At 71.0% G+C, this 13813-nt stretch carries 9 protein-coding genes; 3 read left to right on the top strand and 6 right to left on the bottom strand.

The window, feature by feature from the left end; all coding sequences use genetic code 11:
* Nucleotides 1-46: 46 nt before the first annotated feature.
* Nucleotides 47-1147 carry a hypothetical protein gene (locus D7X96_RS07385; protein WP_120547932.1) on the top strand — a complete coding sequence of 367 codons (1101 nt, stop codon included), beginning with the start codon at nt 47-49 and terminating at the stop codon, nt 1145-1147.
* A 19-nt stretch (nt 1148-1166) separates the two neighbouring features.
* A complete protein-coding gene (locus D7X96_RS07390; RefSeq protein ID WP_121769333.1) occupies nt 1167-1964 on the top strand; it encodes a DUF4438 family protein in 798 nt (265 codons plus the stop codon).
* Here D7X96_RS07390 and D7X96_RS07395 read toward each other — a convergent pair.
* The 3 genes from D7X96_RS07395 to D7X96_RS07405 all read right to left on the bottom strand — a co-directional run bounded on the left by D7X96_RS07395 (nt 1947) and on the right by D7X96_RS07405 (nt 6378).
* Nucleotides 1947-2333 (bottom strand): response regulator transcription factor, encoded by a 387-nt coding sequence (locus D7X96_RS07395; protein ID WP_120546651.1) that lies wholly within the window; start codon nt 2331-2333, stop codon nt 1947-1949. The genes D7X96_RS07390 and D7X96_RS07395 overlap by 18 nt on opposite strands.
* Before the next feature lie 9 nt (nt 2334-2342).
* Entirely contained in the window at nt 2343-2960 is a 618-nt protein-coding gene (locus tag D7X96_RS07400) for a hypothetical protein (RefSeq protein WP_233610066.1), read from the bottom strand.
* Between the two features lie 1723 nt (nt 2961-4683).
* The gene (locus tag D7X96_RS07405; protein WP_121769334.1) at nt 4684-6378 is read right to left on the bottom strand and encodes a glycosyltransferase family protein; all 1695 of its coding nucleotides are present in this window, start codon (nt 6376-6378) and stop codon (nt 4684-4686) included.
* Nucleotides 6379-7095: 717 nt separating this feature from the next.
* Between D7X96_RS07405 and D7X96_RS40790 the strand changes: the two genes are divergently transcribed.
* A complete protein-coding gene (locus D7X96_RS40790) occupies nt 7096-8367 on the top strand; it encodes a FadR/GntR family transcriptional regulator (protein ID WP_244219485.1) in 1272 nt (423 codons plus the stop codon).
* A 125-nt stretch (nt 8368-8492) separates the two neighbouring features.
* Here the strand turns inward: D7X96_RS40790 and D7X96_RS07415 are convergent, their stop codons facing one another.
* Genes D7X96_RS07415 through D7X96_RS07425 form a run of 3 tightly spaced genes read right to left on the bottom strand, consistent with a single transcriptional unit; the run spans nt 8493 to nt 13812 of the window.
* Nucleotides 8493-11234: a VWA domain-containing protein gene (locus D7X96_RS07415; RefSeq protein ID WP_121769335.1), complete on the bottom strand. Its 2742-nt coding sequence runs from the start codon at nt 11232-11234 to the stop codon at nt 8493-8495.
* A complete protein-coding gene (locus tag D7X96_RS07420) occupies nt 11231-12964 on the bottom strand; it encodes a vWA domain-containing protein (RefSeq protein WP_120553067.1) in 1734 nt (577 codons plus the stop codon). Before D7X96_RS07420 ends, D7X96_RS07415 begins: the two co-directional genes overlap by 4 nt.
* Nucleotides 12961-13812 (bottom strand): DUF58 domain-containing protein, encoded by an 852-nt coding sequence (locus D7X96_RS07425; RefSeq protein WP_208647280.1) that lies wholly within the window; start codon nt 13810-13812, stop codon nt 12961-12963. The genes D7X96_RS07420 and D7X96_RS07425 overlap by 4 nt, the downstream gene beginning before the upstream one ends.
* Between the last annotated feature and the right edge of the window lies 1 nt (nt 13813).

The raw sequence follows: 13813 nt of genomic DNA on the forward strand, positions 1-13813 counted from the left end.
GGCCCGAAACCCTTTCCTTCAACGTCATTGACCCAGGTGGCATGCCATGAGCATCGGTACGGCAGAAGCCCTTCAGCGGCTGTTCTCGCAGTGGAAGCGGGAAGTCCTCGCCAACGTCACGTCGGATGAGCAGCGCACGGAGCTGCAGAAGCAGCTGTCGCTCCGTGAGGAGGAGCTGCTCGCCAGCGCCTCGGACGGCTCGACGGCGTCCGTCTTCTCCGACCTGATGGGGTTGGACAAGGGCGGCGCGCCGTCGTTCGACTCCATCAGCCGGCCGGTGCTCGTCCAGGACTTCGACGAGTCCGTCATCGAGACGCAGCTCCACGCGACCGCGGAGCTCTATTACATCTACCAGCACGAACGGATGAAGGTCTTCCAGGTGGCGGGCGCGCTCCTGCGCCTCTTCCACGACGGGCGCATGCGCATCCAGCGGGGCCCGGGCGCGCGGGCGCTGTACCTCATCGAGAAGCACCAGCCGCTGCGCTACAAGCCGCGCGACCGGCAGCTCGCGTACCGGCGCGCGTTCAACTACGGCAGCCTGGCGGCGCCCCCGGGCGCGGTGATGTTCCGCAACTTCCACCGCGAGTTCGTCGCCTTCGTGTCCGCCATCGCGCAGTACTTCCGCGACCTGTTGATTGGCGAGGTCATCCGCGGCTCGCAGCAGCTGAACGAGCGGCCCTTCGCGAGCCAGGCCACCATCCAGCGCCTGGGCACGGACATCCGCTGGCAGATTGACCGCGCCACCTACGGCAACATCCTGGCGCTCACGGTGGAGGTGGGCGAGTACCTCAAGACCATCCTCGACGCGCTGGAGACGCCGGACATCAAGAAGGCCTTCGACGCGAACACCAAGTGGGACGTGATTGAGGTCGTGTCGCAGCGCTACCTGGGCGGCACGGGTGAGATTTCGCAGCGCTCGAAGATGGCGGACGCGGGGCGCCTGCTGCTCAACTTCATCGCGGACAACCCGTTCAAGACGCGCGACTTCAGGGACTTCCAGACGGAGGTCATGCCACTGGGTCCGGTGGCTGAAGAGTGGATCGCCGCTTACCGGATGACGCCGGACGGCCGCGCGTTCCGGGGCGTGGCGCCCACCCTGCGCACGACGCTGGGCATCACCAGCCCCGCGCCGGGCGCGCTGCGCTGAAGGCGGGAGGAACGGCCCTATGGACCTCCCGTTGCAGCACCCCCTGATGGAGGCGGGCATGGGGGCCGCCTCGGCGCCGCGCACCAACGTGTCGCGGCTGGTGGCCTCGGCGGTGGCGGGACAGGTGTCCCATCCCGTCGTGCAGGTCTCGCCCTACCGCATCGGCCGGGATGGCGTGCTCCGGCTGGTGCCCGGCACCGGCGGCATCGTGCTCAACCGCCGCGTGGGGGACCGCGCGGTGGGGCTGGCCGCGGACCACATGGAAGCGGGCGTGTCCATCCACAACACGGGGCGCGACGACGTGGGCCGCAAGGGCGGCTCCAACCGCGCGCTGATGTTCCAGGCGTGCGTGGGCAACCGCGCGCGCGTGACGAGCGGCCCCATGACGGGCGCGGTGGGCACGGTGGTGGGCAAGCACGGCGGCATCAACCACGTCATCGTGGACTTCCCTCCACTGGTGAAGCGCCGGCTGTGCATCGGGGACCGCATCCAGCTGGATGCGTACGGGCAGGGGCTGGAGCTGCCGGACTTCCCCGGGGTGCGCGCGCTGAACCTGTCGCCCCGGCTGCTGCGGCGCTGGGGCGTGCGGACGGAAGGCGGGCGGCTGGTGGTTCCGGTGACGCACACGGTGCCCTCGGTGGTGATGCACTCGGACAGCAAGGTCGCGGGGCACGGGCCCGGGGTGACGCCGCTGCTCATCTGCCCGCAGGAGTGCGTCCGGCTGGTGTGCCGGCCCCAGGCCAACGTGGCGCTCCTGCTGGGGCTGCGTCAGAGCGTGGCGCCGCCAGCGCGGCGGCCGTCAGGGAGTGGGCGGTAGGGACACGGCGCCCAGGCAGCGCGACACCATGGCCGCGCGGGTGTCCACGCCCAGCTTGACGAAGATGCGCCGCAGGTGGGCCGCCACGGTCCAGGTGCTGATGTTGAGCTTCGTGGCGATCTGCTTGTTGCCCCAGCCCGCGCAGACGCACGAGACGACCTGCAGCTCGCGCGACGTGAGCAGCCGCACGTCGGAGGCGGGCCCGGTCGCGGGGGGCGCGCCGGGCTCGGCGGGCACCAGGTGGTAGCGCTGGCCGTTGATGATGAGCTCACCGGCCAGGGCGTGGTTGCGCGCGGGGGGAGGCGCCGGGCCGCCGGGGTCGGGAACCACGAGCAGCACATGGCTCCCGGGAGGAAGAGGCGTCCGCATGGCGGGGGCTCAGGCCGGGTCCGCGAGTTCGGGAGACGTGAGGATGCGCCAGAGTTCGGAGGCTTCGCGCGGGTGCCCGGAGGCGCGCAGCTCCTCCGCGAGGCGTTCTCCCGCGGGAGGCTCCGGCCGTTCGCGAGCGAACGTCACCAGCCGGGTGGCGCCGCGGCGGCCGAAGCGCAGCTCGGCATGGAAGAGCAGCGCCAGCGCGCGGGCCGAGGCGAAGAGGCCTCCGGAGGCAAGCTCCGTCTGGGTGCAGGAGGCCAGCATGGGACGGAGCACGTGCGTGACAAGGACCTCCAGCTGCGCGCGTTGAGCGCCGCGTTCCCGTCCGGCCCGGGCGAGCGCCGCGAGCAGCCGGGGGTCCTGGGCGAACAGGGCCGGCGCGTTGTCGGAGTGAGGGATGGCATCGAGCCCCAGGCGTCCCAGCCGGTTCTCGAACGCCTCGGGTTCACGCTGCTTCCAGAGGCAGAGCGCGGTGGCGAGCGTGGGCCCTGACAGGGGCCAGGCGCCCCAGCGGAGCTCGTGGCTGGACGCGGATTCGAAGGTGACGGAGTCGAAGGGGTGACCGAACCAGGCGAGGACGAACTCCAGGGCGCGGGCCTCCGGCGTGGAGAGGCCCAGCCCCATGAACTCCTCGCGAGAAGGCGAGCAAGGGCCACGCACCGCGACGGTGCCGCGATGGATGGGTCTGCCGCCCTCGAGGTCGAGGACGATTCGGGCGCCATCCGGGAAACCGACCACGTGCCCCTGGAGGAGAAGTTCCTCGCGAGCCGCACGGAAGGGAGAAGCCGGTGCGTCCGCGTCGAGGGACCGGGGCTCGGAGAACAGGGCGGCTCCGGAGCGGAGGTGGACATTCTCCTCGTGGGAAGCGCGAGCAGTCTCCTCTCCGGAGTTTCCAAACGGATTCACGCCGGAACCGGAGTGATGGTGCTCTTCATGGGTTGCGCGACCGGATTCCGCCTCCGAGTCTCGGAAGTGATGGTTCATCTCAGCGGCGGAGCGAACAGGCGTGCGCTCGGGTTCCCTGAACGGATCCACGCCGGAGCGCGGATGAAGGTTCCCTGCCCGGGGAGCACGACCGCTGGCCCTATCAGAGGCGCCGGCCAGGCCTCCGCTGGGATTGGGGTAACGGCCCTCTTCACGAGCCAGGCGTTCCGATGCCGCACCCATGCGAGGCCCTGATTCACCGAGGAGCGCTGCCGCCGTGTGACTCACCTCGCGTGCCGCGCGAACGGATTCAGGGAGGGACGCCGGTTCACGGAAGGCCGCAGCGTCCAGTTGGAGCTCCCCGCGCGTCGCACGAACAGATTCCGTGCGGGGCATCCGGTCGCCCAAGGGCGCCGCGCCCAGGGGACGCGCTCCGCGCATCGCACGACCGGACTCCGCGCGGGACGCCCGGTCACTGGGCGACGCTGCTTCCGGGTGACGCCCCCTACGCGTCGCACGTACGGACTCCGCATGCGGTACCGGCCCGCTGAACGCGGCTGTTGCCGATGGGCGCTCTCCGCGCGTCGCGCGAACGGGATTCGTACGAGACGCCTGGCCACCGAAGAGCGCTGCCTCCGGGTGACGCGCGCCACGCACCGCACCAGCAGACTCGGCGCGAGGCGCTTGTTCGCCGAACGGATCCACCTCCGGGCGGCGCGCCTCACGGGCTGCATGCGAGGACGCGTCCTGCGTCACACGGGTCCGGGGCGATGCCCCAGCGAGCGCGCTGGAGCCGGGGCGTGGAGGACGAATCCCCTCACGGGTCGTGCGCAAGGCGGAGGCAGAGGGTTCGGATGCAACGGATGCACGGCCCTCCACTTCGGAGAAAGGCTCACGGCCACGCGGGGAACGTCCCTCCTCCCGGGCCGAGCGGGACGGGATATCCCGTGCGTGCCGTGGGTCGGAGCCCGAGCCACGACGCGCAGGACGCAGCTCCTCCCGAGCCGCGCCTGAAGAACCGGAGGACTCCCGCTGCGTCGTCCGGCCGCCAGGCCCGGCGGCTTCGAGCGGATCAACACCGCTCCGCGGAGAAGGTCCAGGGCTGAGTGGACGAGACTCCGTCGCACCTTCCCGTGAGAAGGGAGCATCCCGTTCGAGGTCGGAAACCCAGCGGTCCAGGAGCGACATCACCCCCTGGGAAGCAACGGGCGCACGGTTCCGCTTCCGCCCCGAATCATCACCAGCCACGGCAACCTCCCCTGCGAACCATCCAGGCCCTGCACAGTAGGAATCCCCCGGGCGCAGGGAAGTTCGGCCCGGGGCCCGGCTTCACGGTTGATTTCAGGATGGAGTCGCCACCGCGGACAGCCAGGACGACAGTGCCGTCATCCCGGAAGGAGGGCCCGACGCTGGCTCGCCTGCTCTAGAACAAGCGCGAGTAGATGGACGGAGCCCCCGGCCGAGGCACCCAACGTTTCGCATCCCGGGGCAACCACAGGATCTGGAAGGCCTCCGCGAGCCCTTCATAACGAAGGCGGTGCTCGCCCCGAGCCAGGCTGAACTCAGGAGTCGTGACGCGCGCGCCATCAATGAACATCGCGCCGGATTCGAGCAGGCTCGCGGGCTGGACGAAGTACCGGTCGGAGCGAACCGCGAGGAAGCGATCCTCCAGAGTGCCGGAGTCCGAGCGCACGCGATAGCGCTGCCCCCACAGGAACAAGTCACCGTCGTAGGGCTGGTAGTACGTGTCGAGGAAGCGGCGCAGCGCCAGGGGAAGACCCGAGGTGCGCAGATCATCCACCCGCATCACACAGCCCTGCGCCACGAGCACCCGAGGCATCTCGTCGGAAAGCAGGTCCGCGAGGGAGCCGCGCAGATACGCATCCGTGTAGAAGTAGAAGTGCGCATGAGGCCGGCTCACGAAGCCGCCCGAATTGTCATAGACGACATCCTCCGGGTCCGTGAGCGCCGCGATGCGAGCCAGCACCTCGCGCTGACGCGCATTGCCGCCTCCATCCAGCAAGGCCTCCACCTGCAAGGCCTGAACAGCGAACAGGCCGCCCAGCCCAGCAAGGCCAACGGCGCGTACGACGGGAGTGCGCAACCCAGAGACCACGACGAGGACGCCGCGAGCAGCGAAGGGAGCCAGCACGCCCAGGAAGGGAAGCAGGCTGTACGGAAACGGAGCGCGCTGGAGCGCATAGGCCCCAAAGGTCGCGGGCACGGCCACGAACAGGAGCAACTCGGGAGTACGCCAATCCTTCAGCAACCGGGGGACCATCGCGACGAGCCCGACGCCAGCAAGGAGGAAGAACGCGGGTTGTTCCCTCAGGGCCGGCACCAGGTATTCGCGCCACGAGAAGCCCGGGTAGTGGCGCTGGTGTTCAGAAGCCCAGACGAAGCACCACTGCCACCAGGAGCGCCAGGACCCTGTCACCGTGAGATACGCAGCCACCAGGCTGGTCGCGGAGATGACGCCCACGAAGAGCGCGCGAGGCGCTGCGATGAGCGAAGGCACAGCACTCCGTCGCGACACGAAGCCGACCAGGAGCACGGCCATCACAAGCCCGCCGAAGAAGAGTGCTTTCTGGGAGCCCCATGCTGAGGCGACGAGCAGCGCGCCCGCCAGGAACGACGAACGGAAGGAGCCGGGTTGCACGGCCAGTGCCGCAAGGGCTCCCAGAAAGAGCGCGGCGGTGAGGGCATCCGGGCGCACCTCGGTGGCGAAGTGCAGGAAGCCCGGCGAGCAGAGCAGCATCAACGGAGCCAGGAGCGCGGCGATGCGTCCTTCCCGCCGGTTGATCAGGAACACGGAGACACACGCCCCAGCGAGCGGCACGAGCATCGCGGCACGAAGCGCGAGCACGTTGCGCGGATCATCCCCGAGCATCCGGAACAGCGGAGCCAGCACCTGGTACACGAGAGGAAAGTGCACCTCGAAGAAGTCGCGGTACGGCACCTGTCCGTGGGCCATGAGCCACGCGGCATGGGCGTACTGGAACTCGTCGATGCTGAATGCCTTGTGAAGCGCGAGGCGAGAGGCCTGGAGCGCGAGCACGCCCAGGACGACACCCAGCCCCCACCGCAAGGCCCGAGGCTCCGTCATCGGCGCCGTCATACCGCGAAAACACTCCACCATGGCCGCGCACCGCATACGCGCTGGAAAGCCGGACAGAGAACCAGATCTGCGACATGCCAACGACCGTTGCCTCACCACCGAAGCAACTCAACCTTCCACACGGCAGAGCCGGCGAGACGCCAAGGCGGGTTGGGGGCAGAAGCTCCGCCCGGGAAGCGGCTGATTCAAAACCTCTCCGACAGCCAGACAGGCTCACGCCGCATGAAGCCTGGGACTGTCGCCCATGGAGCGCCGCTGTGGGCCGCGGCGTCATGCAGGCGCGACGCCCGCACCAGGTGCGATTGCCCCAAAACCGCTCCAGCAGTCGGACAAGCTCACGCCGCATGAACCCAAGGACACGCGCCATCAGAGCACAGCGATACGCCGCGACGTCGTGCGTGCACGGATGCCAGGACAGCGCCACGGGCAGAGGCACCCGCCTGGGCGGGGTTGGTTCAGAACCCGTCCGACTGTCGGACAGGTTCGCGCCGCATGAAGCAAGGGACATGCGCCTCGCAAGGTGTAGCGGTGATGCGCGATGTCGTGCGCGCGAGGGCGCCAGGACCAGGCCTCGGACAAAGATGCCCGCCCGGGGGCGGTTGCCAAAAACCTGTCCGACAGTCGGACAGGTTTTCTTCGTCCGGCTCCGGAGGGGAGCCTCGCGCGTCCATGTCAGACCCCTGTGGTTGGATGGCGATGCTGGGACGAGGAGGGGGAATGGGGATGGAGCACGGCGGGCTCGTGGCGTACGTGGAAGCACAGATTGAGCGCGACATCGCGCTGGGACGGATTCACCCGAACGGGCGGTTCGGCTCGGAAGCGAAGCTGGCGCGTCACTATGACGTCTGCCGGGGCACCATCCGTGAAGCGCTGCGGCGGCTGGCGGCGCGGGGCGTGGTGGTGCAGCGGCCTGGACGCAAGACGCGCGCGGTGCCGTTGGATGAGTCGCTGACGCTGGAGAACCTGGGCCTGGCGCTGCATGACATGCGCTCGCCGGACGCCCGGTGGCTTTTGGAGGGCTACTTCAGCCTCCGGCGGCAGGTGCTGGTGGAGCTCTTGTCCGACTGCTGCGCACGGGCCTCCAAGCGGGACCTGGACCGATTGGGGAGCATCTGCTTCGGACTCTGGGATGCGGCGCGCTGGGAGTCGGGGGCCTACTGCGCCCAGGTGGAGTTCGAGTTGCTGCGGCTGGCGGCCCGGGTGGCGGACCGGCCCGGGCACGTGCTCCTCGTGCAGTCCCTGCAGCGGGCCTTCATGGTCGGCGCGGCCCAGTTGCTGCCCCTCCTGGGAGGTGAGCCGCTGCGCCAGTGGGTGAACTGCGCGAAGGATGCCCTGCATGACCGCGATACGCGGGCCATCCAGCACGAACTGCCTGTCCTGATGAAGGCACACGATGACCTTGTGCTGGACGCCTTCGCACCTACCCTCCAAGGACATGTGTCCCCCGAGGCATCGGGCCACCAGAAGAGCCCCGTTGAAGACATCGCGCCAGCCACAGGCAGGAGTGGGTCATTGGATGCACGCCCCTGCGACGAGACGCGTGGCCTCAATCACCTTGGTCCAGCCGGTACACCGGATGATGAGCCAACTGCAGTTTCCCGCGTAGAGGAGCATGTCCTCGACCAGCGTGAACCAACCGCCGCGCTGGACGGTGCGCTGCCGGCGGCTCACCGCATGAAGGAGCGCGACTCCGACCGACTTGTATCAGCCACTACGCAGGGCGATGTGCTGACGGCGGTTCCTCGCTTGGAGGAGCCTGACCTCAACCAGCTTGCACCAACCGCCGCGCAGAACGACGTGCTGACGGCGGTTTTCCGCGTGGAGGGGACTGCTCTCGACCAACGCACACCAGCCACTGCGCAGGACGATGCGCTGACGGCAGTTCTCCGCATTGAGAAGGGTGACCTCGACCGACGCCCACCAATCACCGCGCAGGACGAGGTGCTGACGGATGATGTGCTGACGACAGTTTCCCGCGTGGAAGAGTGAGCCCCCGACCGACCGGCATCAGACGTCAATCGGGATGACGGGCTCAAGGCAGATTCCGGCGTGGCAATGGGCCCCGGAGGCTTCCGCTCGACTCGTGCTTCCGGGCCTCTGTGCATGACTCCCTTTCAGCGGCCCGTGCGGCGCCTTGCTCTCGCTCGCGCGGCCTCCAGCGCGGAGTCCACTCCGGCTGGCGGTTTGGGGGGCTCGGGCTTCTGCTCGGCAGGTGGTTCCGGTGAAGGCTGGGCCGGCGTTGTCATGGGCCTCGGGCCCGGGCCCGGTGCCGTGGTGGTCCCTCTCGTGGTGGCTTCCTTCATCGGCCGCTCTCGCGCTGCTCGCACTCGCGGCGCGGAGAGGAACCGGCGCACGGCCACCTCCGCCAGCATCGCCGCCAGTGCGAACGCGACCAGCCATGGCGCCAGCGCCACGCGGCCCTCCGACTCGGGCGCCTCCGCGAACAGGCCTGTCATCGACAGCCGCTCCTGGCCTCCGCCCACCGCCGACAGGGCTCGCAGGAGCTTGAGTCCCTCCTTCGCGCTGCCGGGTTCGAACTCCGGCGCGTACGGCAGCGCCACTGGTGGCGCCCTCAACGCGCGCCCTCCCCACTTCACCACCGGGTGCCAGGTGCCGCTGCCCGTCAGGGGGTACTCGACCACCAGCCGGTCCTCGTCCTCCCAGTGCAGCGGCCTCTCCACGCCGGAGCGCCCGTCGCCGGACAGCAACACCGCCGTGGGCAGCGCTCCCGGCATGGGCTCACCCGGCGGCAGGTCCAACGTCACCCTCAGCAGGTTGCCCTGGCGCTCCGAGCGCACCACCGCCTCCTCCTTCGGCGTCGTCCGGCCCATGGACCAGCGCACCACCGCCTCCAGCGTCGCCCGGAGCGCGCTCCACTCGCGCAGCTCGCCCGTGTACTTGCCGTCCACCTCCGCCGTGAGCGCCACCGTGCGCCCCGCGCCATGCGGCCACAGCGCCAGCACCGGCGCGGCGTTGGTGTCCAGCGTGCGCAGCGCCACGTTCGCCCGGGGCTTCAGGTAGGTGAGGTTGTAGCCGCCCACCTGCGGCAGGCCCGCCGTTGGCAACGGCCCCAGCAGCGGCAGGTCCGGCGCGGCCTCCAGCGACGCGGGCTCGTCCACGAACGTGGCCCTCGCCACCGCGAGCGTCTCCTGGCTGAAGATGCGCGGCAGGCTCATGGCGTCCTCCGCGAAGTAGATGCGCCCCTCGCCGCGCCGGGCCACCTCGCGCAGCAGGTCCGCGTCCGGATCCGTGGGCTTGCCCAGGCCGATGACGGACACCGTCACGTTGGCCTCTCGCAGCGCCGCCAGCGTCTGCTGGTAGTCGCCCGGTTCCTCCGAGTCCGCCGCGTCGGAGAACAGCACCACGTGCCGCGTGGGCTTGTCACTGCGGAGGATCTCCTTGCGGCCCGCGCTCAGGGCCGTGCCCACGTAGATGCCTCCACCTCCGCTGAAGCCCCGCGCCACCTTGTCGAACGGCAGCCCTTCGCTCACCGGGCTCAAGGGGAAGATTTCATGCGGCTCCGTGTCCACCATGTGCACGGAGGCTTCGTCCTTCGCGTTGAGCAGCGTGAGCGCCGCCGTGACGCCCTCGGCGGCCAGCTCCATCTTCGTGCGGCCGTCCGGCACCTGCACGCCCATGGAGCAGCTCGAATCCATGAGCACGCTCATCGCCACCGAGGCACGCCGCTGCTCCTCGCGCATCTCCAGCGACACGGGCAACAGCGGCTCCAGGGGCGAGCGCCGGTAGCCGCCCTCTCCGAAGCTCGACCGCCCTCCCGTCATCACCAGCCCGCCCCCCGCCTGGTCCACGTAGTCCGCGAGCGCGTTCAACCCCGTCTCGCCCAGCGCGTTGGCGTCCACGTTCTCCAGCACCACCACGCCCACGCCGTCGAGCGCCTCCAGCGACAGGTGGAATGGCGCCTTCACGTCCAGCGACATGCCCGTCGCCGCCAGCGCCTTCGCCAGCGTTCCCGACGGCTGCGCGGTGAGCAGCAACACGCGCGGCGGTCCCTCCACGCGCAGCACGCCCACGCCCACGTCGTTCTCCGGGACGCCGTCACCGGCAACCTCCACCTTGAGCCGGTAGTGCACGAGCCCCGGCTCCTCCAGGAGGTCTCTCAGGGGCAGCAGGTTGGGCCCGGGCTTGAAGTCGTACGGCCCCTTCACCAGCACCTTCCCGTCGCGCTCCAGGCGCACGGTGCCGGTGATGGCCGAGGTGGCCTGCACCACGGCGGAGAACTGGAAGGGCTCGCGCACGGAGACCGTGGCGGGCACGTCCAGCGACACGACGGCCACGTCCAGCGCGGGCTCCGGACGGGCCACCTGCCGGTAGTCCACCGCGATGCCTCGCGCCGCCAGCCGCCGCGTCGCGCCCCGGGCATCCGCTCCCGTGGCCCGGCCGTCGGAGACCACCAGGACGCGGCCCGTGCGCTCGGAGGGGATGAGCGCGCCCGCCGCGTCCAGCGCGGCCGACAGGTCCGACGCCTCCGCGTCCACCGGCCGCGTGAAGCCGCCGAACCGGCCCACCTCCGACAGCGGAGACTCCACCCGGGCCTCGCGGCCGAAGGTGATGACGCCCACGCGGTCGCCCGGGCGGCGCTGGGACTCCACCAGCGCGATGAGCTCCTGTGCCACCCGGTCCACGTCCAGCGGCATGGAGCGCGAGCGGTCCACCACCACGGCCACGTCGCTGCCCGCGTTCGCCAGCCGCAGCTCCGGCCCGGACAGCGCGCCCACGCCGAGCACCAGCAGCGCCCACCGCAGCACCATGGGCGGACCGGGCCGCCGGCCGTAGCGCCACAGGAAGAGGCCCAGCGGCAGCAGCAGCAGCCACGCCTGGGGAAGGGTGAAGGTCATGCCTTCCTCGTGACGTAGAAGTCCGCCAGCAGCGCGGCCAGCAGCACCACCAGGGGCCAGCGGGCGCGCTCATGGCCGCCGGTCCCATCCGAGTCCTCGCCCACGTCCTTCGCGGCCACGTCAGCGCTGCCCCGGCCGCGCAGGTCCGACTCGCGCGCGTCCAGCGCCAGCACCTCCAGTGAGTCCACGTCGCGGCCCTCGCGCTCCAGCACGTAGCGGCCGGGGCTCGTCGGCGCGGGCAGGCTCAGCGAACCCGCGCCGAACACGGGCTTGCGGCCCGAGGGCCCCTTCAACGCGTAGCGGGCACCGGCCTCCGTCACCACGGAGAGCGCTTCGCCCAGGTTGAGCTGACGCCGGGGGAAGCCTTCACGCAGCCGCCGCGCTTCGCGCACCACGTTGCCCAGCAGCACGGGCCAGGCGGTGGTGCGCTGGAGGTTGGAGCGCGCCAGGTCCACGTTGAGGTGCAGCCGCCCGCCCTCCTCTTCCGATACGAGCACGGCCTCTCCCGCGGTCATCAGCGGACGGCCCGGTGGATTCGCGCCCGCCGTCCACCGCACACCCGCGAGCTGCACGTCGTCCATCAGCGTGCTGCCCTTCTCCGTGAAGAACGGCCCCACGAAGGTGCGCAGGGGCCCCTCCGCGCCCAGCGTCACGCGGGCCTCGGCGCGCGCGGGCCCCACGGACAGCACCGGCGCACCGGGGACGGGAGGGCCATGCGCCACGTCGGGGGACACCGATAGGAACCGCTCCAGCGCCTGCTTCGACGCGGGCGACAGCCCCTCCGTCAATCCCACGGACACGGGCATCACGGGGGACGGAGGCAGGCGCACGTGTCCGTCCTCGGGAAGCGCGTCGTCCGGGAGGGACACCTCCACGTCGCCGGCCTCGCGGAAGGTGAGGCGCACGGTCGCGGCGCCCTCTTGCGGCAGCGCGATGCGCTCCGTGCGCTCGGTGCCTTCGCGCGCGCCCGGCCCTGGCGCCGCGCGCACGCGGGCTTCAACTTCCGAAGGCCCCGCTCCGAAGCGCGCGACCCGCAGCGTCACCGTGGCCCGGCCTCCTTCGTCGCGCCGCTGCGCGGAGACCAGGGCCACGTTGCCCTGGGAATGCCCCAGCGCCGTCCAGCGCACGGAGGGCGGCACGGTGGCGTCTTCCGAAGGCGGAGCGTCGGTGAAGAAGTGCACGCGCTTGCCCGGCCCCGCCAGCTCCTGCGCCCACAGGAGCGACGCCGTGACGTCGTGGTCCGGTCCGCGCGCCTCGAAGGACTCAAGTGCGGCCAGGGCGCGGGATGCATCGGCTTCCGGTCCGGCGATGACCTGGGGGGCCACACCGCTCGCGAGCACCGTGACGTGCGTCGCACGCTCGGTCTCCACACGCTTCGCGGCTTCGGCGCGCACGTGCTCCAGCACCGTCTTGCCATCCGGAGCCCGCGCGGACATGGACAGGCTGCCGTCCACGACGAGCACGAGATGACGGCGGTGGGCCGTCTCTCCCAGCCGCACGTCCGCCAGGTACAGCGCGGCGGCCAGCACGGCGAGCGCCTCCAGCAGCAGGGACGCCTCCCGAGTGAAGCGCTCCCACCGGGGTCCGCCCTCCGCGCGAGGACGCGGCGTGCGCCACAGGAACAGCGCGCTCACCACCACCGGCTTCTGCCGGCGGCGCAGGAAGTACGCGGCGACCAACGGCACCAGCGCCCCCAGCGCCAGCAGCCCCCAGGGAAGCCCAAAGCTCACGCCCCGCCTCCTGCCACGAACAGCGCGCGCAGCGGTCCCGCCAGCTGCGCTCGCAACCCTTCCGCTGCGTTCACGGTGAGCAGCGTTCCCCGCGCCCGCACCGCCGCGCTTCGCAGCGCGCGCTGGTGCGCCTCGAAGCGCCGGGCGTAGGCGGCCAGCACGCTGTCCGTCAGCAGCTCCTCCAGCGCAACACCGCTCTCCGCGTCCACCAGCCGCGCGCCCTCGCCCCCCGTGGGGTTCAGGTCCTCCGCGTCCAGCACCTGCACCAGGAACAGCGCCGACGCGCCTCGCGACAGCCGGGCGCACAGCGCCTCCAGGTCCGTCTCGAAGAGGAAGTCGCTCACCACCACCCGCAGCCCACACGGCCTCAGCGGCGGCAGCCGCCCCAGCGCCGACGCCAGGTCGTCCCGCGCCTCGAACTCCGCCCCTCGCAGCGCCGCGCGGCACGCCGGCCCCTGCACCCGCTCCGACCTCGTCCCGCCCCACAGCAGCGCCGGCGTCAACCCCTGCCGCCCGCCCACCTCCACCGTGAGCAGCGCCACCTCGCGCGCCCCCGCCGCCTTGCGTGGCGATAGCGCCATGCTCCGCGAACCGTCCAGCACCACCTCCACGCGCGGCGACACCTCGTCCTGGCGCACGCGCAGCACCAGCTCGCCCGTGCGCGCCACCGCGTTCCAGTCCAGCTGCCGCAGGTCATCCCCCGGCTGGTACGCGCGGAAGTCGTGCAGCTCCATCGCGCTGCCCGCGGACGTGCGGCGCACCGCGCCCACCCTCCCCCGCTGCGGCAGCCGAGGCAGCGCCAGGCTCAACCCCGGCGCCAGCCGCGCCACCTCCGCCTCATCCAGCATC

It is taken from the genome of Corallococcus interemptor (assembly GCF_003668875.1).
In the GTDB taxonomy this organism is placed as follows: domain Bacteria; phylum Myxococcota; class Myxococcia; order Myxococcales; family Myxococcaceae; genus Corallococcus; species Corallococcus interemptor.